This is a genomic window from Tolumonas auensis DSM 9187 (genome assembly GCF_000023065.1).
GTDB classification, from domain to species: Bacteria; Pseudomonadota; Gammaproteobacteria; order Enterobacterales; family Aeromonadaceae; genus Tolumonas; species Tolumonas auensis.
The window spans coordinates 3,000,284-3,021,448 of the sequence record NC_012691.1 but is presented as its reverse complement, the minus strand read 5'-3'; the positions used below and the strand labels follow the sequence as shown (position 1 = coordinate 3,021,448).

The 21,165-nt window shown below is 49.3% G+C and carries 19 protein-coding genes; 15 read left to right on the top strand and 4 right to left on the bottom strand.

The window, feature by feature from the left end:
* Positions 1 to 9: 9 nt before the first annotated feature.
* The 3 genes from crp to TOLA_RS14055 all read right to left on the bottom strand — a co-directional run bounded on the left by crp (position 10) and on the right by TOLA_RS14055 (position 2,554).
* Positions 10 to 648, bottom strand: a complete 639-nt coding sequence (gene crp, locus TOLA_RS14065; RefSeq protein WP_015879794.1) for a cAMP-activated global transcriptional regulator CRP — start codon at positions 646 to 648, stop codon at positions 10 to 12.
* 268 nt (positions 649 to 916) lie between these two features.
* Positions 917 to 1,156 (bottom strand): YheU family protein, encoded by a 240-nt coding sequence (locus TOLA_RS14060; RefSeq protein ID WP_015879793.1) that lies wholly within the window; start codon positions 1,154 to 1,156, stop codon positions 917 to 919.
* Between the two features lie 9 nt (positions 1,157 to 1,165).
* Positions 1,166 to 2,554, bottom strand: a complete 1,389-nt coding sequence (locus TOLA_RS14055; protein WP_015879792.1) for an aminotransferase-like domain-containing protein — start codon at positions 2,552 to 2,554, stop codon at positions 1,166 to 1,168.
* A gap of 124 nt (positions 2,555 to 2,678) precedes the next feature.
* Here TOLA_RS14055 and TOLA_RS14050 point away from each other — a divergent pair, with 124 nt between their 5' ends.
* Together TOLA_RS14050 and TOLA_RS14045 are read left to right on the top strand one after the other, a co-directional pair.
* Positions 2,679 to 3,290, top strand: coding sequence for a LysE family translocator (locus TOLA_RS14050; RefSeq protein WP_015879791.1), 612 nt, complete (start codon positions 2,679 to 2,681; stop codon positions 3,288 to 3,290).
* A 113-nt stretch (positions 3,291 to 3,403) separates the two neighbouring features.
* Positions 3,404 to 4,522: a 1-acyl-sn-glycerol-3-phosphate acyltransferase gene (locus TOLA_RS14045; protein ID WP_015879790.1), complete on the top strand. Its 1,119-nt coding sequence runs from the start codon at positions 3,404 to 3,406 to the stop codon at positions 4,520 to 4,522.
* Between the two features lie 28 nt (positions 4,523 to 4,550).
* Here the strand turns inward: TOLA_RS14045 and barA are convergent, their stop codons facing one another.
* Positions 4,551 to 7,277 (bottom strand): two-component sensor histidine kinase BarA, encoded by a 2,727-nt coding sequence (barA, locus tag TOLA_RS14040; protein WP_015879789.1) that lies wholly within the window; start codon positions 7,275 to 7,277, stop codon positions 4,551 to 4,553.
* A gap of 96 nt (positions 7,278 to 7,373) precedes the next feature.
* Between barA and rlmD the strand changes: the two genes are divergently transcribed.
* The 13 genes from rlmD to rpoS all read left to right on the top strand — a co-directional run bounded on the left by rlmD (position 7,374) and on the right by rpoS (position 21,119).
* Entirely contained in the window at positions 7,374 to 8,696 is a 1,323-nt protein-coding gene (gene rlmD / locus TOLA_RS14035) for a 23S rRNA (uracil(1939)-C(5))-methyltransferase RlmD (protein ID WP_015879788.1), read from the top strand.
* A gap of 17 nt (positions 8,697 to 8,713) precedes the next feature.
* Positions 8,714 to 10,945, top strand: a complete 2,232-nt coding sequence (gene relA / locus TOLA_RS14030) for a GTP diphosphokinase (RefSeq protein WP_015879787.1) — start codon at positions 8,714 to 8,716, stop codon at positions 10,943 to 10,945.
* A 64-nt stretch (positions 10,946 to 11,009) separates the two neighbouring features.
* Positions 11,010 to 11,807 carry a nucleoside triphosphate pyrophosphohydrolase gene (gene mazG, locus TOLA_RS14025; RefSeq protein ID WP_015879786.1) on the top strand — a complete coding sequence of 266 codons (798 nt, stop codon included), beginning with the start codon at positions 11,010 to 11,012 and terminating at the stop codon, positions 11,805 to 11,807.
* A gap of 141 nt (positions 11,808 to 11,948) precedes the next feature.
* On the top strand, positions 11,949 to 13,586 hold the full coding sequence (locus tag TOLA_RS14020; protein ID WP_015879785.1) for a CTP synthase: 1,638 nt from the start codon (positions 11,949 to 11,951) through the stop codon (positions 13,584 to 13,586).
* A gap of 88 nt (positions 13,587 to 13,674) precedes the next feature.
* A complete protein-coding gene (eno, locus tag TOLA_RS14015) occupies positions 13,675 to 14,976 on the top strand; it encodes a phosphopyruvate hydratase (protein ID WP_015879784.1) in 1,302 nt (433 codons plus the stop codon).
* Positions 14,977 to 15,073: 97 nt separating this feature from the next.
* Positions 15,074 to 15,391: a cell division protein FtsB gene (ftsB, locus tag TOLA_RS14010; RefSeq protein ID WP_015879783.1), complete on the top strand. Its 318-nt coding sequence runs from the start codon at positions 15,074 to 15,076 to the stop codon at positions 15,389 to 15,391.
* Between the two features lie 3 nt (positions 15,392 to 15,394).
* Entirely contained in the window at positions 15,395 to 16,078 is a 684-nt protein-coding gene (gene ispD, locus TOLA_RS14005) for a 2-C-methyl-D-erythritol 4-phosphate cytidylyltransferase (protein WP_015879782.1), read from the top strand.
* Entirely contained in the window at positions 16,075 to 16,557 is a 483-nt protein-coding gene (gene ispF / locus TOLA_RS14000) for a 2-C-methyl-D-erythritol 2,4-cyclodiphosphate synthase (RefSeq protein ID WP_015879781.1), read from the top strand. Before ispD ends, ispF begins: the two co-directional genes overlap by 4 nt.
* Positions 16,550 to 17,611, top strand: coding sequence for a tRNA pseudouridine(13) synthase TruD (gene truD, locus TOLA_RS13995; RefSeq protein ID WP_015879780.1), 1,062 nt, complete (start codon positions 16,550 to 16,552; stop codon positions 17,609 to 17,611). The genes ispF and truD overlap by 8 nt, the downstream gene beginning before the upstream one ends.
* Positions 17,589 to 18,335 (top strand): 5'/3'-nucleotidase SurE, encoded by a 747-nt coding sequence (gene surE, locus TOLA_RS13990; protein WP_015879779.1) that lies wholly within the window; start codon positions 17,589 to 17,591, stop codon positions 18,333 to 18,335. The genes truD and surE overlap by 23 nt, the downstream gene beginning before the upstream one ends.
* Before the next feature lies 1 nt (position 18,336).
* A complete protein-coding gene (locus TOLA_RS13985) occupies positions 18,337 to 18,963 on the top strand; it encodes a protein-L-isoaspartate(D-aspartate) O-methyltransferase (RefSeq protein ID WP_015879778.1) in 627 nt (208 codons plus the stop codon).
* A complete protein-coding gene (locus TOLA_RS13980) occupies positions 18,960 to 20,096 on the top strand; it encodes a peptidoglycan DD-metalloendopeptidase family protein (RefSeq protein ID WP_015879777.1) in 1,137 nt (378 codons plus the stop codon). Before TOLA_RS13985 ends, TOLA_RS13980 begins: the two co-directional genes overlap by 4 nt.
* Positions 20,097 to 20,144: 48 nt before the next feature.
* Complete coding sequence (rpoS, locus tag TOLA_RS13975; protein ID WP_015879776.1) at positions 20,145 to 21,119, top strand: RNA polymerase sigma factor RpoS; 975 nt, start codon at positions 20,145 to 20,147, stop codon at positions 21,117 to 21,119.
* The last annotated feature ends 46 nt before the right edge of the window (positions 21,120 to 21,165 follow it).

The following is a 21,165-nucleotide window of genomic DNA, read 5'->3' as shown; positions in this document are numbered from 1 at the left end:
TAACCGGGATTAACGAGTGCCGAACACGACAATTGTTTTACCGTGTGCGGTGATCAGTTCCTGATCTTCCAGCATTTTCAGAATACGGCCCACAGTTTCACGGGAACAACCCACGATCTGACCGATTTCCTGACGGGTGATCTTTATCTGCATGCCGTCCGGATGAGTCATCGCATCAGGCTGTTTTGCCAGATTCAGCAATGTCTGCGCGATACGACCCGTTACATCCAGGAAGGCTAGGTTGCCGACTTTCTGGCTGGTGCTCTGCAGGCGACGCGCCATCTGGGAAGACAAACGCATCAGAATTTCAGGGTTAACCTGGATTAACTGACGGAATTTCTTGTAAGAAATTTCAGCCACTTCACAAGAGGTTTTAGCGCGGATCCAGGCTGAACGAGTTGGGTTTTCGCTTTCATCGAACAGACCCAGTTCGCCGATAAAGTCTCCCTGATTCAGGTAAGACAGAATCATTTCCTTGCCTTCTTCATCTTTGATCAGCACTGCAACAGAACCTTTGATGATGTAGTACAAAGTTTCTGCTTTTTCACCGGCATGGATCAGTGTGCTTTTTGCCGGATATTTATGAATATGGCAGTGAGATAGAAACCATTCCTGTGTTGGATCGCTTTGCGGTTTGCCGATTACCATTATCTGTCCTCTTGAGCGCCTGTGCATTGCATCACTGCGAAGAGTGATACATGCTTTTTTTATTTCTTACTATTTTGAGTCAATCGAAACATCAAAACAGGATCTGTGGCGAAAATGACACAAATTTAGTGACGAGCCCGTCCCTTTCCGGTAACGAACGAAGTTTAAACGTAAGCTCGCAATAACGACTTAGCATAAGGTGCAGAAAAAGTAATGACAAGAGATGCTTATGCAAATAAGCCGCTTGTTACAGCCGGAGTGGGATATTTTAAATTTCTGTTACATCCCCGATCACCTGGATGGCCTCTTTTGGCGCAATCGTCACTGATTCATGCAGTTCACTGTATAAGATGACTACATCACCGTGTTCCAGTTGCTGACGGACCTGCTCTACTTTTTCAGCCAGCGAGAATGTTTGTTCGCCATAATCGGTGCCTTCACGTAATACGAAGGATTCAATCAGGCTATCCAGGGTGGCGGCAGGGAGTTGTTGCCAGGGTATTATCATTGCATGACCTCATATCACCCATTGGGGAGTTGGTTCACTATCCAGTAATTGTCTCAATACCCGTAATGCTTTATCCAGCGAAATATTATCGGCCGGATGACTGATGGAAATACGCACTGCCTGCGGGGAAGGATAGTGCGCGGCAGCAAACAGCTCGGCCCCCGCGACACCGACACCATGCTGGTTTGTTGCCTGCACAAAGGCCTGACTACGCCAGTGAGCCGGGAGGGGTAACCAGGCATGCATACCACCTTCCTGATACTGTACCTGATAATGGCCTAAATGATGACGCAGCAGTGCTCCGCGTTCCCGTAATGTTTTCCGTTGTTGCAGTAACATACGGTCTGCTTGTCCGGATAACAGCCATTGGCAGGTCAGCTCAATCATCAGTGGCGTGATCATCCAGCTGGAACCACGTACAGCAATCGACATGGCCGCATGTAAATGTGCCGGTACCAGCATGTAGCCCAGACGCAATCCGGCACTGGTGTTTTTAGCAAAACTGCCCAGATGAATGACGCGTTCCGGCGCTAGCTCCACCAGTGCTGGCGGCCGAATTTCCGGTAATAGGCCATGGACATCGTCTTCAATGACCGTCAGCTGATAACGCTCGCACAGTGCCAGGATCTCCTCGCGCCGGGAGAGGCTCATGGTCGCAGTCGTCGGATTCTGAATTGTCGGCGTGAGATATAACGTCCGGTAGTTGCCGGTCTGACATGCCTTTTCCAGTGCCTGTGGCAAAAGACCTTCCTCATCCATCGTCAGCCCTTTCAGCTGAATGCGTAACGAATGCGATAATGTGCTGAGCCCCGGATAAGTCAGTCCTTCACATAATATGGTTTCTCCGACGGCACCGCAGGCCATCAGACTCAGTAATAAACCATTCTGAGCACCAAAACTGAAGAACAACCGCTCAGGTTGAGCTGTGCTGAATCCGTATTGACTCAGCCAGTGACAGACCGTTTCCCGCTGCGACAACTCGCCATTCACCGAACTGTATTCCATCAACGCATTGATGCGGCCGGGTGTTGCCAGCAATTGCTCCATGGCATCCCGGAAGGCATTTTCCCGATCCTGCAGGATCGGCAGGTTTTGCCACAATTCGATCCGGGAGGGATCCGGCTGACGGATGTGCCAGTTTAATGCCGGCTCTCCCGTTTCTTCGCGCACATAAGTGCCGGCACCGACTCTTGCGGTTACCCAGCCCTGATGTTCCGCTTCACTGTATGCGCGAGTGATGGTGCCAACCGTGACACCCAGTCGATCGGCTAGGGCGCGATGCGTCGGTAAGCGTTGCCCGGGTTGTAATTCACCCTGTTCCACCGCCTGACCGATAGCCTGCGCCAGTTGACGATAGAGCGGTCCCTGACCGGAAAGCTGCGGATTCCAAATTGTCATGGTGACAATAAACCTGTTGATCCTTTGAATGGCTTCAATATAACGTGAATTCAACGATTGATGTAGTTCAATTCCACTGTTTTTGATTAATTGTATCGATACAATTATTGCAAGGAGTAAACCAATGGAACAAAGCCTGTTATTGTCACTGATTGCTTTTGCCTGGATCACCTGTGTTACTCCTGGTCCGAACAACGTCATGCTGACCAGCTCCGGTGCCCGTTTTGGCTTCTGGCAATCCATTCAGCACATTGCCGGGATCAGTGGCGGTCTGGTTTGTATGCTGACTCTGATGGCGCTGGGCGTGGGTGCCGTATTCCAGCAATGGCCGTTGTTGCAGTGGATGCTGAAGATCGGCGGCTCGGGCTATCTGCTTTATCTGGCCTGGCAAATCGCGCAAGCCGGTATGCCAAAGCTGGATACGGCCGTCAAAACACAGACCATCAAGCCGTGGCGTTTTCATCAGGCGGTGTTGTTTCAGTTTATGAATCCGAAAGCCTGGCTGATGAGTCTGTCAGCAATTGGTAGTTTTACCCTGTTAGGTGAGCAGTATTGGTCATCGGTGATTTGGGTACTGGTGGTGTTTTGTCTGATTTGTTTAAAAACCAGCTCGATGTGGACTTTATTTGGCGTGAAAGTCGGTCAATGGTTAAAAACACCCAGAGCTTGGGAATATTGGAATCGCATCATGGGCGGATTAACGGCACTTTGTGTTGCGTTGATCTGGTTTGAGTGAAATGGGCGTTGCCATAAATCTGGATCGGGCTTATTTCCCGCCAATTAATAGTGTTTATGTCAAATCCGTGTAGAATTGCGCCGTTTTTACTCGCTGCATAGAAAGATATTGGCATGACAACATCGCTTGATGAATTGGATCGTTATAAAGAGATCCGTCCGTACAATGATAATGAAGTTCCGGCCGCGATCGAGCGACTGATCAGTGATGAAGAATTGATCAGTGCTGTGGCGCGTTTTCGTTTTCCACATGCGGTCAACTATTTTGGCTGGGTATTAAAACCCTTGATCCGGCGTGCGCTGCATAAGCGTGTCGCGAATGTCCGTACCGTCGATGATGTACAGCAACAGGTTGCCCATTTTATGGAGCAGATGATTGCGAAGACCACCGATGGCGTGACTTATTCTGGTCTGGAAAATCTGCAGTCAGGTAAGGGATATCTGTTTATCTCTAACCACCGTGATATTGCGATGGACCCTGCTTTCGTGAACTGGGGTCTGTATCAGTGTGGTCTGGATACGGCGCGTATTGCGATTGGCGATAATTTATTGCGTAAACCCTGTGCCACTGAACTGATGCGTCTGAACAAAAGTTTCATCGTAAAACGTTCGGCGAAAGGCCCGCGTGAGATGGCGAAAACCTTCAGTGAACTTTCCTCTTATATTGCGGATTCACTGCAGGAAGGTCACAACATCTGGATCGCACAGAAAGAAGGACGGGCGAAAGACGGTAATGACTGCACCGATCCTGCCATTCTGAAAATGTTCCACATGGCTGGTAAGCAGAAAAAGCTGGGCTTTGTGGAATATATGCAACAGCTGAACATTGTGCCGGTCGCGATCTCTTATGAATACGATCCGGGTGATGAAGCCAAGGCGCGCGAGCTGTACGAGACCTCAACGACTGGTTCTTACCAGAAAAGTGAATTTGAGGATATCGAGAGTATTGTGGCTGGTATCATTGGCTATAAGGGACGGGTGCATGTCAGTGTTGGCAAACCGCTGACCGATGGCTTTGAAACGCCGGAAGAACTAGCGCAAGTTATAGATCGTGCTATTCATAGCCAATATCGTCTGTTTGCATCCAATGTGCTGGCTGCTGGTGAAGCATCTGCCGACATCACTGCGGAACAACGCGCTCAGTTTGAACAGCGAATGGCTGCAATGGATCCGAAGTGGCGTGATATTGCGAAAGCAACTTATGCCAAACCGGTAGAAAATCAGCGCTCCTGAACTACCGCATGACATGACAGGCAGGTATTTAACCTGCCTGCTCTAACCATTTGGCCGACTCTTCTTTTACGGCAGCCATAATATCCAGCAACTCCAGTAATTCCGGTTCAAATGCACTGCAACTGAGGCCGGAACGTAGTCCCTGTTCCAGTCCGGCACAACTGGATTGCAATTGTGGTACGCCGCAATAGGCTGCCCCGCCACGTAATTTATGGATCGTATCGAGTAAGTCAGCACATTCTGTCCCTGCGGCGGAAGCCTCGATCATCGGCGTGATCTCATCAAAGCTGGCGACCAGCATCTGCAGCATATCTCGGGCCAGTGCTTCATTCCCTTTTACTTTTTCCAGCGCCAGGTTCCAGTCAATAAATGTTAGTCTGGCAGCAGTGGATTTGAGATCACTGAACTGCAGCAGCAGTCGTTTTAGCTGAATTTCATCGATTGGTTTTGACAGATACTCATCCATACCACTGGACATCAGACGTTCGCGCTCGCCGGGAGAGGCGTGTGCGGTGACGGCGATAATCGGTGTCAGTTTGTTACAGGTATTCTGATGGATGATCTGGCAGGCCTGAATACCGTCCATGATCGGCATCTGTACATCCATAAAAATAATATCAAAACGCGTCTTTTCCGCCAGAGAGACAGCCAGATGCCCGTCCTGACAGGAGTGGACCTCATCGACTAAGTCGTTTAGCAAAGCGACAATCAGTTTCAGGTTAGCCGGATTATCATCAACAGCCAGGATCCGTAACGGTAATTTCTCTTTATGCTGTTCTGCAGGTTCTGCCAGTATCTGTATCGGTGGCAATGGTTGTAGCAGGGCCTGGAGCAACTTGCTGTGGATCACCGGCTTACTGAGCGAATATATCTTATTATTCTGCATCAGTTTTTCATGCAGAGTCGGATCGCTGGAGTTAATTAATACGATTAATTTATCGAGCTGATAACGTTGCAGACAAAGATCAACCGTATGCTGGATTTGCTCCGTCGGGGTTTCGGGTGCAAAGCCGATGATCATGGCGTAGAACGACGCACCGGCATAAGTTTGTTCATCATTTTCCAGAACCGTCTGCATTTTCCATTCATTAAGCAGACTTAAACAGGACTCCCGGCTCCAGATTGCATTTTCCCACAACAGCACATTTTTCCCGGCCAGCAGTAACTGTTCCGCAGGGATATTCCCTTCCTCTGAAACCAGTTCTAACGGCATCGTGATCGTAAATTCAGAACCCTGGTTCGGTTCAGAATGCACCTGCATGGAACCATCCATCTGCTCAATCAGTTTCTGGCTGATCACCAGACCCAGCCCGGTACCGCCATAACGGCGTGAAATGGAACTGTCGCCCTGAATGAACGGCTGGAACAGACGCATCAGCTGCTCATCATCCATACCAATCCCGGTATCACGGATCCGGAACCGCAGCAGTACTTTTTGCTGGTCGATGGAAGGGGTGGTACTGACATGGATGTTCACCATTCCCTGTTCGGTGAACTTGATGGCATTACCGACGATATTGGTGATGATTTGCTGCAGACGTAATGGATCCCCGGCAACCAGATCCGGTATCGGCTGGCTGACCAGCAGCGATAACTCCAGCTTTTTGTCATGTGCCGACGGCGCCAGCAGCGTGACCGTATCATTAATCATTTCACGGATGTTGAACGGAATGTTTTCCAGCGTCAGCTTGCCGGCTTCCAGTTTCGAGAAGTCGAGGATGTCATTGATGATGCTGAGCAGATTCTTGGCTGAATGCTCGATGGTGCTTAAATAGTCACGCTGATGCAGGCTGAGCTGAGTCTTAAACAGCTGACGGGTAAAGCCAATGACGCCATTGAGCGGAGTTCGCAGTTCGTGCGACATGTTGGCCAGGAATTCGGATTTGATACGGGCCGCTTCCTGGGCACGCTTTTTCGCCATATCCAGTTCGACGTTCTGGATCTCGATCTGCTCTAACGTTTCCCGCAGATCGGAGGTGGCCTGATCGATACTCTGCTGCATTTCGTTATGGTATTCGCTGATCGCTTTCGCCATCGCGTTGATACCATTTTTCAGCATGTCCAGTTCACCATCCATCTTGCCGCGCACACGGGTATCCAGCCGGCCTTCACGAATATGATAAACCGCGCGTACCATACGGTTTATGGGCTCGATGACCACATGCACCAGATTCAGACCAAAAAACAGGCTCATGATCAAACCGAGCAGCACGATGAAAATGGCCGTCGCGGTATCCCGGTACTGCGCAATCACCGAGCGATCAATATTGAGCTGGATGGCCATGTAACCAATCACTTCCGGCGTACTGCTGGTTTGCAGCGACGTTTCACTCAGGCTGTTTTCTGCCAGAATAGGTGTCCGCAGGATAATATAGTCATCCAGATGTTCAACGCTGGTCAGCTCCGGAATACTTCTGCCTTCCGGCAAACGCATCTGCATAAAATCACGGTGAAAGTTCGAGGTGACAAACAGATTGTTGTCTTTGGTAAAGATCGCGATGGATTTAATCAGGGGTGAGTTACGACGATGACTGGTGCTGATCAACCGGCGCAGATCTTCCCGGCTGGAGCGGGTCAGGCCATATTCACTGGCAATTGCCAGCGGTTCTATCACGCTGGTGCCTTGCTCGATCATGAAATTTTCGATCTGCTGGTGGCGATGAAAAATAAAATAGCCAGCTAAAAGCGTACCGATCAGCAGCGTTGGTATAATAGTGAATGCAAGAACGCGGGCGCGCAGGCCATATTTCGTCATAGTCTGTTTTGGTTGACCCGTACTTGTGGGACAATAAAGTATTCCGGTGCTTCTCTTTCAGCATCATACCTACCTAACGATAAGCCACCAAGAGATATGGTTCAGTTTTTCCAACCCAAACCTAAAGCATTACCTACCCAGGCGGTAGAGATAACTATCGATAACTTGGATCACCACCTGACCGGTGTGGGTCGCTATCAGGGTAAAGCCTGTTTTGTCGAAGGAGTCCTGCCTGGCGAAAAAGTCAGTGTGCAGATCACCGAGCAGAAAAAGCAGTATGCTCATGCCCGGTTACGGCAGGTGATTGAGCCTTCTGCCGATCGCTGCGAACCTTTTTGTCCGGCATTCAAGCAATGCGGTGGTTGTAACGCACAAATGATGCCGCAAGCAATGCAATGCCAGGCAAAACAGCAAGGTGTGCAGCGTTTATTCCGGCAACTGGCCAAAATCGACCTGCCTGCACCGCTGTGGATCGAAAGCAGCGCCCCGCAAGCCTATCGACGTGTCTGCCGTCTGGCGGTGAAATACGATAAAAACAAACGTTGCGTGCTGGTTGGTTTCCGTCAAAAGCAAAGTCAGGCGCTGGTGGAAATTAACAGCTGCCCGGTGCTGACTGCTGCGTTATCGGCGCTCATCGTGCCATTGCGCACACTGATCAATGAGCTCAGTTCGGCTCGTGATGTCGGTCATATTGAACTGTATGAAACCGAAAGCGGGCTAGCGATGTTGCTGCGTCACAACGGTCGTCCGCCAGTAAAAGATAAAGAGCTGCTGCTGGCGTTTGCGTTACAGCATGATTGTGCTCTGTATCTGCAGACAACCGGCTACCCGGAACCGCTGGCTGACGTTAAACCGAGCTTCTATCAGCTGGATGGCTTGCGGCTTTATTTCCAGCCGGGTGACTTCTTGCAGGTCAATCCGCAGGTCAACCAACGTCTGGTCAACTATGTGCGCGAATGGCTGGCTCCGACCGCGACAGATAATGTGCTGGATCTATTCTGTGGTATCGGTAATTTCACCCTGCCGTTAGCCCGTGAGGCAGCATCTGTCACCGGAATCGAAGGTGTGGATGAAATGGTACAAAGAGCCACTCATAATGCAGAACAGAATCAGCTGGTTAATACCGGATTTCATCGCGCAGATCTGACAAAAATGGCGGAATATGCCAACGCAGGCTGGCAGCAACAATGCTATGATCTGGTGCTGTTGGATCCGGGGCGGACAGGTGCTGAAGCGGTCATGCCATGGCTGGCCAAAAGCGGTGCCCGCCGGATCGTGTATGTTTCTTGCAACCCGGTCACCGCAGCGCGTGATTGTGCACTGTTACAACCGGGCTATACATTGAAACAGTGGGGATTACTGGACATGTTCCCGCATACCGGGCATGTCGAATCTCTCTTTTTGTTTGAACGAAAATAAATAAGGACGAGCGTCCCATGGTTGCGGTTCGTGATACTCACCTGAAAACTGGTTTTGACTTAAACGAGTGGATGACTACGCTGGATCTGCCTGCAGCAGACAAAGCCGCATTGTTCTCGGTATTCGAATATTGTCATAACCGCATTCAGGACCAAAACGAACAGCAACGCCTCTCCAAACGCAGCGCCGAAATGATCGGTATATTACTGACGCTGCATATGGATATGGATACGCTCAAAGCAGCGGCGTTATTCCCGCTGATTGAACCTGCATATATGACCGTCGAGCAGGTAACTGCCGATTTTGGCGCGGTGATCAGCCAGTTGCTGCAAGGTGTGATTGATATTGATGCGATCCGCTTTCTGCAACAATTGAGTAGTGCCAGTGTTTCCGATGCTCAGGTAGACAATGTTCGCCGCATGCTGCTGGCGATGGTCGAAGATGTGCGTGCGGTCGTTATTAAACTTGCCGAACGCATTGCCTGCCTGCGGGAAGTAAAAAATGCGAACGAAGAAACCCGGGTGCTGGTGGCCAAGGAAATTTCCAACATCTATGCACCGCTGGCCAACCGTCTGGGGATCGGACAGCTCAAATGGGAGCTGGAAGATCTCTCATTCCGCTATCTGCATCCGGATACCTATAAGCAAATAGCCAAATTGCTGGATGAAAAGCGGCTGGATCGTGAACATTATATCCAGCGTTTTGTTACGGATACCAAAACCGCACTGCAGGAAGCGGGGATTGATGCCGAAGTTTATGGCCGTCCGAAGCACATCTACAGTATCTGGCGCAAGATGCAGAAGAAAAACCTCAATTTTTCTGATCTGTATGATGTCCGGGCTGTGCGTGTCGTAACCAAACGCCTGCAGGATTGCTACGCCGCACTCGGTATCATCCATACCCTCTGGCATCATATTCCGCGGGAATTTGATGACTATGTCGCTAACCCGAAACCCAATGGTTATCAGTCTATCCATACCGTGGTATTAGGGCCGGAAGGCAAAACCGTTGAAATCCAGATCCGTACCGAGCAGATGCATCAGGAATCGGAACTGGGGGTGGCAGCGCACTGGAAATATAAAGAGGGAATGCAGGCGGGTAAAAATGCCGCCTATGAAGAACGCATTGCCTGGCTGCGCAAACTGCTTGCCTGGCAGGAAGATATGGTCGAATCCGGCTCGCTGGTGGATGAACTGCGTACCCAGGTATTTGAAGATCGTGTTTATGTCTTTACCCCGAAAGGTGATGTGGTGGATTTGCCTGCCGGTGCGACACCACTCGATTTTGCCTACCAGGTGCACAGTATGATCGGCCACCGTTGTATCGGTGCCAAAATAGATGGCCGTATCGTCCCGTTCACTTATCAGCTGCAAACCGGTGATCAGATCGAAATTATCACCCAGAAAGAGCCGAACCCCAGCCGTGACTGGATGAATCCTAACCTGGCGTTCTTGCGCACCAGCCGTGGCCGGGCCAAGGTAGCTGCGTGGTTCCGGAAACTCGATCGTGATAAGAACATTCTGGCTGGTAAAGAGTTACTGGAAAAAGAGCTAGATCGTCATGGCTTTACACTTTCCCGTGATGAGTTGGCATCAACGGTAAAAGAGTTCTATACCCGTCTCAGTCTGATGGAATTTGATGATCTGCTGTCCGGAATAGGTTCCGGAGAAGTGCGGATCAATCAGCTGATGAACTTCCTGGAGCAGAAGCTGAATAAGCCGACAGCAGAGGAAGAGGATCGCCGGTTGTTAGAGCAACTGGAAAATAAAACCCAGCACCGGATGAAAAATGTAAAACCGGGGAAAGGGCATATTGTCGTTCAGGGAGTTGGTAACCTGATGACGCATGTTGCCCGTTGCTGCCAGCCGATCCCGGGTGACAGCATTACCGGTTTTATTACCCAGGGACGCGGTATATCGATCCATCGTGAGGATTGTGAACAGTTCAAAGAGCTGAGCCGCCGGAATCCGGAACGGATTATTGATGCGGTATGGGGTGAGAATTATTCCGGTGGTTATGCGCTGACGGTGCGGATCACGGCTAATGATCGTTCAGGACTGTTGCGTGATATCACCACCATCATTGCCAATGAAAAAATCAATGTACTGGGAATGCGCAGCCGTTCCAACGTTAAACAGCAAACGGCAGACATCGATATTGATATGGAAATATATAATATTGAAACACTGAACCGCATGCTGGCGAAGATCAATCAGATGAATGATGTAGTCAGCGCCAAACGTCTTTAATCAGTACTTATCTTTGACCGCCGTTTTCCGCAACGGCGGTTTTTCATTTTCAGCAGGTACCCTCATGACACATACATACTCCATGCAAGATCTTCTGGCTCTGATGCAGCAGTTGCGTGATCCGGAAAATGGCTGTCCGTGGGATAAAAAACAGACCTTACAGAGTTTGACAGCCTATACCATCGAAGAAGCCTATGAAGTGGTGGATAGTATCGAACAGAATGATCTGGGCGGATTACAGTCAGAATTAGGTGATCTGCTGTTTCAGGTGGTTTTTTATGCGCAACTGGCGCAGGAACAAGGCCTGTTCAATTTTCAGGATGTCGTGAATACCATCAGTGAAAAACTGGTACGCCGGCATCCGCACGTTTTTGCCGGTAAAGATTTTGCAGATGTCGCTGCGGTAAGCGCTAACTGGGAAGCAGAAAAAGCGAAAGAACGCCAGGAAAAGGATGCTGATGCGATCAGTGTCCTGGACGATATTCCGCAAAGCCTGCCTGCACTCATGCGGGCGGCTAAAATTCAGAAACGATGTGCGACCGTCGGATTTGACTGGCATGAATTGCCACCCGTAATTGAAAAGATCCACGAAGAGCTGAACGAGGTCATGGCTGAGGTTAATCAGCCGGAACTGGATAAAAAAGCACTCGGCGAAGAGCTGGGCGACCTTTTGTTTGCTAATGTTAATCTCGTACGCCATCTGGGCTTCGATCCGGAGAAAATTCTGCGGGCCGGCAATCATAAATTTGAACGTCGTTTTCGTGCACTGGAACAAATTGTTCAGTCACAGGGACGTACTTTGAAGGCCTGTTCACTGGATGAACTGGAAGCCGTTTGGCAACAAGTCAAACAAATGGAGTGAAGTTGACCCAACGCAAGACTCCTCTCAATGCAAATGAGTATCCTGTTGCCGTTGTTAGGAGCGGGGGCTTGCGGTATAATTTCATCCCGTCTGTTTCTCCCGCACGCATCTGCGTGATTCCTAAACTTCTTCAGGTTCAGCATGACGACTAAATATATTTTCGTGACAGGCGGGGTGGTTTCATCCTTAGGTAAAGGTATCGCAGCAGCCTCATTGGCAGCGGTCCTGGAAGCGCGTGGTTTAAAAGTAACCATGCTGAAACTCGATCCGTACATCAACGTTGATCCGGGCACCATGAGCCCCATTCAGCATGGTGAAGTATTCGTCACGGAAGATGGCGCTGAAACCGATCTGGACTTAGGTCACTACGAACGTTTTATTCGTACCAAGATGTCCCGTCGCAATAACTTTACCACCGGCCGTGTGTATTCCGACGTGCTGCGTAAAGAGCGTCGTGGTGACTATCTGGGTGCAACCATTCAGGTTATTCCTCACATCACTAACGCTATTAAAGAGCGCGTGATTGCAGGTGCTGAAGGGCATGATGTTGCGATCGTTGAAATCGGCGGTACTGTCGGTGACATCGAATCGTTACCATTCCTGGAAGCTATCCGTCAGCTGGCAGTGGATATCGGCCGTAATAACGCGCTGTTCATGCACCTGACTCTGGTGCCATATCTGGCCGCTGCCGGTGAAGTGAAAACCAAACCAACTCAGCACTCCGTTAAAGAATTGCTGTCGATCGGTATTCAGCCAGACATTTTGATCTGCCGCTCCGACCGCGCTATTCCTGCGAATGAACGTGCGAAAATCGCCTTGTTCTGTAACGTGCCGGAACGCGCTGTTATTTCACTGAAAGACGTTGATTCTATTTATAAAATCCCGGCATTGCTGAAATCACAAGGTCTGGATCAACTGGTAGTTGATCGTTTTGGCCTGCAATGTGGCGAAGCGAATCTGGCTGAGTGGGAACAGGTTATTTATCAGGAAGCCAATCCAACTGGTGAAGTCACTATTGGTATGGTCGGTAAATACGTTTCTCTGCCGGATGCTTATAAATCAGTTAACGAAGCCCTGAAACACGCAGGTCTGAAAAACCGTTTGAGCATCAATATCCGCTACATCGACTCTCAGGATCTGGAAACCAAGGGTCTGGAAGTTCTGGATGGTCTGGATGCGATCCTGGTTCCTGGTGGTTTCGGTGAGCGTGGTGTCGAAGGTAAGATCCTGGCAGCACAATATGCGCGTGAAAACAAGATTCCTTACTTAGGTATCTGTCTGGGTATGCAGGTTGCGCTGATTGAATTCGCGCGCCATGTTGCCGGTATGGATGGTGCACATTCTTCCGAATTTAAGCGTGATACACCTTATCCGGTCGTTGGTCTGATCACTGAATGGATCGACGAAGAAGGTAAAGTGGAAGTGCGCACCGAAGGTTCTGATCTGGGCGGCACCATGCGTCTGGGTTCGCAACTGTGTCATTTGGTGGAAGGCTCTAAAGTTCGCGCATTGTATGGTAGCGACACCATTCAGGAACGTCATCGTCATCGTTACGAAGTGAACAATACTCTGTTGCCGAAGATCGAAGCGGCTGGTCTGAAAGTCACCGGTTTGTCTGCAGACAAGAAACTGGTAGAAATTGTTGAAAACCCTGATCACCCATGGTTCGTAGCAGTACAGTTCCATCCGGAATTTACCTCTACACCTCGTGACGGGCATCCTCTGTTTGAAGGCTTCATTCAGGCCGCAGGGGAATACATGAAAAGACACCTAAATTAATCGACAATAACCGTGGTTGTGGCATATTGCGGCAACTGCATTTTATAACTTTGTTTGTTGTTTATTTCTTAAAACGAGGATTGATAATATGTCTAAAATCGTCAAAGTGATTGCTCGCGAAATCATCGACTCACGCGGTAACCCTACTGTTGAAGCTGAAGTGCACCTGGAAGGTGGTTTCGTAGGTATGGCTGCTGCTCCGTCTGGTGCATCTACCGGCTCTCGCGAAGCACTGGAACTGCGTGACGGTGACAAAGCTCGTTTCCTGGGTAAAGGTGTTCTGAAAGCTGTTGGCGCTGTAAACGGCCCAATCGCTGCTGCCCTGCTGGGTAAAGACGCTCAGGATCAAGCTGCTATCGACCAGATCATGATCGACCTGGATGGTACTGAAAACAAATCTAACTTCGGTGCTAACGCAATCCTGGCTGTGTCTCTGGCGAATGCTAAAGCGGCTGCTGCTGCTAAAGGCCTGCCACTGTACGCTCACATCGCTGAGCTGAACGGTACTCCAGGTGTTTACTCTATGCCTCTGCCAATGATGAACATCATCAACGGTGGCGAGCACGCAGACAACAACGTAGACATCCAGGAATTCATGATCCAGCCTGTTGGCGCTAAGACCCTGAAAGAAGCAGTTCGCATGGGTGCTGAAGTGTTCCACAACCTGGCTAAAGTTCTGAAATCTAAAGGCTACAACACTGCAGTTGGTGATGAAGGTGGTTTCGCTCCTAACCTGAAATCTAACGCTGAAGCACTGGAAGTTATCGCTGAAGCTGTTGCTGCTGCTGGCTATGTGCTGGGTAAAGACGTTACTCTGGCGATGGACTGCGCTGCATCTGAATTCTACGATGCTGAGAAGAAAGAATATAACCTGAAAGGCGAAGGTCGTATCTTCACCTCTAACGGTTTCTCTGACTTCCTGGAAGACCTGACTACCAAATTCCCAATCGTTTCTATCGAAGACGGTCTGGACGAATCTGATTGGGAAGGCTTCGCTTACCAGACTCAGAAACTGGGTAAAAAAATCCAGATCGTTGGTGACGACCTGTTCGTAACTAACACCAAGATCCTGAAACGTGGTATCGACAACGGTATCGCTAACTCAATCCTGATCAAATTCAACCAGATCGGTTCTCTGACCGAAACTCTGGCTGCGATCAAAATGGCTAAAGACGCTGGTTACACTGCAGTTATCTCTCACCGTTCAGGTGAAACTGAAGATGCAACCATCGCTGACCTGGCTGTTGGTACCGCTGCTGGCCAGATCAAAACTGGTTCTATGAGCCGTTCTGACCGTGTTGCTAAATACAACCAGCTGATTCGTATCGAAGAAGCTCTGGGCGCTAAAGCACCGTTCAACGGTCTGAAAGAAGTGAAAGGTCAGGCTTAATTCCTGTATTCGCTTAAAAAATGATGAAGCCCCGCCAATTGGCGGGGCTTTCTTTTATGTTGGAATATGGGAAACTATGTCTCCAGGAGGAGACGCCATGCGCCTGTTTACCCTTATCCTGATGGTTGTGTTGGCGTTAGTGCAACGTCAGCTCTGGTTCGGGAAAAACGGACTCGTTGAGTATCGACAAGTCTCAGAAAATTTATTACGCCGGCAGGCTGATAATCAGAAACTGCAGGAACGTAATATGCTGCTTAAAGAAGATATTGAAGACCTGAAAAGTGGTCTGGAAGCCATTGAAGAATTAGCCCGAAATGATCTGGGTTTTATTAAATCCGGAGAAACTTTTTATCGGGTACTGCCTCGTGACAGTGCCGGACAAAATAAACAAAGCTCACTACCGAAGAGTGATTAAGTCATGCAGACATTTACCGCCGTAGTGCCCGCCGCAGGCCGGGGAAGCCGGATGCAGGCTAATAAGCCGAAACAATATTTGCATCTGGGTGATAAAACGATCATCGAGCATACGTTAACCCGCTTGCTGGCTCATCCGCAGATTGAAAAAATTGTTGTGGTGATCGCCGATGATGATCACTATTTTTCCTCGCTGCCCCTGGCGAATCATCCCCGGATTGAAGTAACGCTGGGGGGGCCGGAACGGGCAATATCGGTATTAAATGGTCTGTCCTCAGTTGAAACAGACTGGGTGCTGGTGCATGACGCTGCACGGCCCTGCATTACGCAGTCTGATCTGGATGCTTTAATGGCTGCGGCGGAACTCGGTGAGGACGGCGCTATTCTGGCGGTTCCGGTTAAAGACACCATGAAACGTTCCGACTCACAGCAACGGATTGAAGAAACAGTAGAAAGAGGTCACCTCTGGCATGCGTTAACACCGCAAATGTTTCCTACTCAGCAGTTGGCTGATGCAATTGATGCCGGACTGACTCAGTCAATCGTATTAACAGACGAAGCTTCAGCGATGGAGCGGGCAGGATTCAAGCCTCTTCTGGTTGCAGGGCGTTCCGATAATATCAAAGTAACCCGGCCGGAAGATTTGGCATTGGCGGCATTTATTCTGCAGCAACAGGAGCTTGAATGATTCGGATCGGGCACGGTTTTGATGTCCACCGTTTTGGTGGCGAGGGTCCCTGTATTCTGGGCGGCGTAAAAGTACCTTATGAACAAGGATTAATTGCCCATTCTGACGGCGATGTTGTACTACATGCGGTGGCTGATGCTTTACTGGGCGCGATTGCCGCAGGTGATATCGGACGTCATTTCCCGGATACCGATCCACAGTTTAAAGGTGTGGATAGCCGTATCCTGTTGCGGGACGTTTTTGCCAGAGTGAAAAATAGCGGATTTAAACTGGGCAATCTGGATGTCACCATTCTGGCGCAGGCTCCTAAAATGGCACCGCATATTCCGGCGATGTGCATCAATCTGGCTGCAGATTTAGAAAGCGGGTTATCGCAGGTTAATGTGAAGGCAACGACCACGGAAAAGCTCGGCTTTACTGGCCGTAAAGAAGGAATAGCTGTGGAAGCTGTCGTGTTACTGGTTGCTGCCGATGAGTAAAGAATTCGATATGGATTGGCCATACCGTTTTGGCAAACCGGAACAATCTGCATTATTTAAAGCTGAACCTGCAGATTTCCGCGTAGTTGAAGATCTGGGCTTCATGCCATGCGGACAGGGGGAGCATCTGTTTGTCCGTATCCGCAAAACAGGGGAAAACACAGCCTGGGTTGCAAAGCTACTCGCTGAGCACACGGGGTTGCCACTTTCCTCCGTCAGCTGGGCCGGCCTTAAAGACAGACATGCAGTCACCGAGCAATGGTTCGGTCTGCATCTGCCCGGGAAGCCAGATCCGGATCTGCGAGCGTTAGAGTCTGATACTATTCAGGTTTTACAGACAATCCGGCATGATAAAAAGCTGAGACCAGGCGCATTACGTGGTAACTTCTTCTGTCTGCGATTGCGAGAGCTCAGTCAGAGTCGTGATCTGGATATGCGGTTACAGCAAATATCGCAATTAGGTGTTCCTAATTATTTTGGCCCGCAGCGATTTGGCCGCAATGGTAATAATTTACGTGCTGTAGAGGGTATGTTTGCCGGTCGCCGTATCCATGATCGGCAGAAACGGGCTATCTATCTCTCTGCCGCCAGAAGTTATATTTTTAATCATGTTGTGGCTGCCCGTATCCGCGATAACTGTCTGCATGACGCGATGCCTGGGGATTGTTTGCTGTTTAATCATAGCGATGGTTATCTGGTAACCGATAAGAAAACAGATAAAAACGTTATCGCTCAGCGAATTGAGTTTGGTGAGTTAGTCACCAGCGCACCGCTGTGGGGGCGTGGAGAGAGTCCTGTTCAGGGTGATGCTCTGACTTGGGAGTCGGCCGTATTAGCAGAACATGAAGTCTGGTTGCGTGCATTAGAGCAGGCAGGAATGCAACAGGAACGGCGTCGGGCTGTTTTACGTACCAATGATTTACGCTGGCGTTGGCTGGATAATTCACTGGAGCTGCATTTTTCATTATCGGCCGGTAGTTATGCTACCAGTCTGATCCGCGAATTAGTTAATACAAGAGAAAACAGTCACGATGAAGATTTTGGTCAGCAATGATGATGGTGTCAATGCACAGGGATTACACTGCCTGAGCGAGGCATTGTGTTCACTGGGTGAGGTTATTGTCGTCGCCCCTGATCGCAATCGCAGTGGCGCCAGTAATTCGTTAACGCTGGAAAATCCTATCCGGGTTGAGACGCTGGAAACAGGGAAACGTTATTCCGTCAAAGGCACGCCCACGGATTGTGTGCATTTTGCCGTGAACAAATTACTGGATCCCTGGCCGGATATTGTCGTATCAGGAATCAATCATGGTGCGAATCTCGGTGATGATGTTATCTATTCCGGTACCGTAGCTGCAGCCACAGAAGGCCGGCATATGGGGTTGCCTGCAGTTGCTGTATCACTGGTCGGTGAGACTCATTTTGCTTCTGCAGCTCATTATGCATGTCTGCTGGTTTCGCGTTTGCGGACGCATCCGCTACCATCCGACCAGATCCTGAATGTAAATGTACCTGATTTACCTCTGGAGCAGATCAAAGGCATTAAGGTAACCCGACTCGGTAATCGTCATCGTGGCGAAAAAATGATCGTCATGCAGGATCCTCGTGGTAAACCAGTCTATTGGATTGGCCCTCCGGGTGAAAAACAGGATGCCGGAGAAGGCACTGATTTTCATGCCATCGAACAAGGCTATGTATCTATCACTCCGCTTCAGGTCGATATGACAGCCTATGGTAGTGTCTCTGAACTAACCACATGGGTTGGGGAGTTTAAGTAGCGTGCGTGGCACGGTGGCTTATCTTTTAATCAAACAGTTGCAGGAACTCGGCATCAGAGATGAACGGGTGCTTTCTGCTATGGCTAATGTTCCGCGCAACTATTTTGTGGATGAAGCCATCTCCCATCAGGCCTGGGATAACACAGCGTTACCGATCGGCTTTGGTCAGACGATTTCACAGCCTTACATCGTAGCTAGAATGACGGAACAACTGATTCAGAACAATCCGCAGAATGTGTTAGAAGTTGGCACCGGATCCGGTTATCAGACTGCCGTGTTATCTCAGCTTATCCCGCGGGTTTACACTGTTGAACGAATTAAAGCTCTGCAATATCAGGCTCGCCGCCGGTTGCTGCGCCTTGATTTTCATAATGTCTCTATGCGTCACGGCGATGGCTGGGCGGGATGGACAAGCAAAGCCCCATTTGATGCAATTATTGTGACTGCGGCTGCTGAAAAAGTCCCTGATGCATTACTGGCGCAGTTAGCTGATGGTGGCAGGATGGTGATACCTGTTGGTGAATATAAGCAGGAACTGTTGCTGATTGAAAAATATGGCAAAACAATCAGAACGGAGGTACTTGAAGCCGTTCGTTTTGTTCCTCTGGTTCATGGTGAGTTGATGTGAAGTTGATTAATTCAGCCCGGGTATTCATGCGTACATATAATATACAACGAATTGTTTCCTGCATGCTGGCGTTATTGTTTTCTCTGGTAATAACAGCGTGTACCTCATCGTCATCTCCGGCTCCCGTTCGTGATGCTGGCAGTAAGCATCAGCTAAAAACGTCATATCGTATTAATAACGCTGCCGGTGTAAAGAATGAAAACATCCGTTCAACTGCTATTACAACCGGAAATGAGCGTCCAAAATTAACACCTGGTACACCGTATACGGTCAAAGCCGGTGATACTTTATATGCGATTGCATGGATGTACGGGGCTGATGTCCGTACGCTGGCGGAACAGAATGTGATCCCGGTGCCCTATCATGTGCGTACGGGCCAGGTGTTGCGATATTCATTACCTGACACAGTGTCATCGTCACGCGCTATACCGGAAACATCGGTGATATCCGAACACCGGGTAACCGTGGGTGACAGCCTGTCTGTCCTTGCGGAAAAAAATGGCTTACGTCTGGCCGAATTGGGCGCTTTTAATAATATCAAGCCACCTTATGTTATCCATCCGGGACAAATTATTCATTTCCCCGCATATGCATCCACAGCAACTGAAAACAATGCAACAACCAGTCCATCTTTTGGTCCAAAAGGCTCCTTTAATGAGGAGCGTGCAGTAGATCAGATATCTGAAAAAAGCAATAAAAAAGTGGTTGTTGATAAAAAAGAAACTGCTTACTCTGAACCTGAGAAATCAGCTGCTAACAAATTATTAACTTGGCGATGGCCAGCAAAAGGAACGGTTGTTGGCGGTTTTAGCGCTGGTGAACAGAGTAACAAGGGGATTGATATATCAGGTAGCCGTGGTCAGCCAGTAGTCGCTGCAGCCGGAGGGCGAGTTGTCTATGCTGGTAATGCACTTCGCGGGTATGGAAATCTTATCATTATCAAACATAACGAAGATTACCTTTCAGCGTATGCACACAATGATGCGTTGCGAGTGACAGAGCAACAAGTGGTTAAAGCTGGGCAAAAGATTGCCGATATGGGTAGTAGCGAATCGTCAGATGTCAGACTACATTTTGAGATCCGTTACCGCGGTCAATCTGTAAATCCGTTGAGATATTTGCCGAAACGATAGCTCCCCAATGTCGCAGTCAGATACGTTGTGGAGCTCAAGGAGGGAACCATGAGTGTAACTGAACGTGCTGATAGTGATCAGGATCTTTTAGAGTTACAAGATCCGGTAGAGATGGATGACATTGCTGAGATCGATGTTGACGTTACCGAACCAGCCGATGAACTCCAGCTATCTCCCACACTAAATCGCATCATGGATGCGACTCAGCTTTATCTCGGTGAAATTGGTTTTTCACCTCTACTGACTGCAGAAGAAGTCTATTTTGCCCGCCGGGCTCTGCGTGGTGATGATGCAGCACGTAACCGCATGATTGAATCCAATCTGCGCTTAGTCGTTAAAATCGCCCGCCGTTACAACAACCGGGGACTGGCGCTATTGGATCTGGTTGAAGAAGGTAACCTTGGCCTGATTCGCGCCGTTGAAAAATTCGATCCGGAACGGGGCTTCCGTTTTTCAACTTACGCAACATGGTGGATCCGCCAGACGGTTGAACGTGCCATCATGAATCAGACCCGGACCATCCGCTTACCTATTCATGTAGTCAAAGAACTGAATGTATACCTGCGTACGGCCCGGGAATTGGCTCAACGTCTGGATCATGAACCGACCGCTGAAGACATCGCCAGTTTGCTGGATAAACCGGTAGAAGAAGTATCCCGCATGCTGAAACTGAACGAGAGAATTTGTTCAGTGGATACACCGATTGCCGGTGATGGTGACAAGTCTTTGATCGATATTCTGACTGACGATCGTATTAATTGTCCGGAAGATCAGACCCAGGATGATGACATGCAGCACAGCATTGTCATATGGCTGGAACAACTCAATCCAAAACAACGTGAAGTATTAGCCCGCCGTTTTGGCTTGCTGGGCTATGAACCCGCTACTTTGGAAGAAGTCGGGGAAGAGATAGGGCTGACCCGGGAAAGAGTCCGTCAGATCCAGGTTGAAGGTTTGCGTCGCATGAAGGAGATGCTGACACAGCAAGGTTTATCGGTAGAGACGCTCTTCCAGCTGGACTGATTTTATTACTCAGTAAACAATATCGCCGGCATGAAGTCCGGCGATG

Excerpts from the sequence above, each read along its gene's own strand:
- truD (WP_015879780.1), top strand. The coding sequence starts at position 16,550 with ATGAGTAAAGAATTCGATATGGATTGGCCATACCGTTTTGGCAAACCG.
- crp (WP_015879794.1), bottom strand. The coding sequence starts at position 648 with ATGGTAATCGGCAAACCGCAAAGCGATCCAACACAGGAATGGTTTCTA.
- mazG (WP_015879786.1), top strand. The coding sequence starts at position 11,010 with ATGACACATACATACTCCATGCAAGATCTTCTGGCTCTGATGCAGCAG.
- TOLA_RS14045 (WP_015879790.1), top strand. The coding sequence starts at position 3,404 with ATGACAACATCGCTTGATGAATTGGATCGTTATAAAGAGATCCGTCCG.
- rlmD (WP_015879788.1), top strand. The coding sequence starts at position 7,374 with ATGGTTCAGTTTTTCCAACCCAAACCTAAAGCATTACCTACCCAGGCG.
- TOLA_RS14055 (WP_015879792.1), bottom strand. The coding sequence starts at position 2,554 with ATGACAATTTGGAATCCGCAGCTTTCCGGTCAGGGACCGCTCTATCGT.
- TOLA_RS14020 (WP_015879785.1), top strand. The coding sequence starts at position 11,949 with ATGACGACTAAATATATTTTCGTGACAGGCGGGGTGGTTTCATCCTTA.
- eno (WP_015879784.1), top strand. The coding sequence starts at position 13,675 with ATGTCTAAAATCGTCAAAGTGATTGCTCGCGAAATCATCGACTCACGC.
- relA (WP_015879787.1), top strand. The coding sequence starts at position 8,714 with ATGGTTGCGGTTCGTGATACTCACCTGAAAACTGGTTTTGACTTAAAC.
- ispF (WP_015879781.1), top strand. The coding sequence starts at position 16,075 with ATGATTCGGATCGGGCACGGTTTTGATGTCCACCGTTTTGGTGGCGAG.
- barA (WP_015879789.1), bottom strand. The coding sequence starts at position 7,277 with ATGACGAAATATGGCCTGCGCGCCCGCGTTCTTGCATTCACTATTATA.
- TOLA_RS14060 (WP_015879793.1), bottom strand. The coding sequence starts at position 1,156 with ATGATAATACCCTGGCAACAACTCCCTGCCGCCACCCTGGATAGCCTG.
- ispD (WP_015879782.1), top strand. The coding sequence starts at position 15,395 with ATGCAGACATTTACCGCCGTAGTGCCCGCCGCAGGCCGGGGAAGCCGG.
- ftsB (WP_015879783.1), top strand. The coding sequence starts at position 15,074 with ATGCGCCTGTTTACCCTTATCCTGATGGTTGTGTTGGCGTTAGTGCAA.
- TOLA_RS14050 (WP_015879791.1), top strand. The coding sequence starts at position 2,679 with ATGGAACAAAGCCTGTTATTGTCACTGATTGCTTTTGCCTGGATCACC.
- surE (WP_015879779.1), top strand. The coding sequence starts at position 17,589 with ATGAAGATTTTGGTCAGCAATGATGATGGTGTCAATGCACAGGGATTA.
- rpoS (WP_015879776.1), top strand. The coding sequence starts at position 20,145 with ATGAGTGTAACTGAACGTGCTGATAGTGATCAGGATCTTTTAGAGTTA.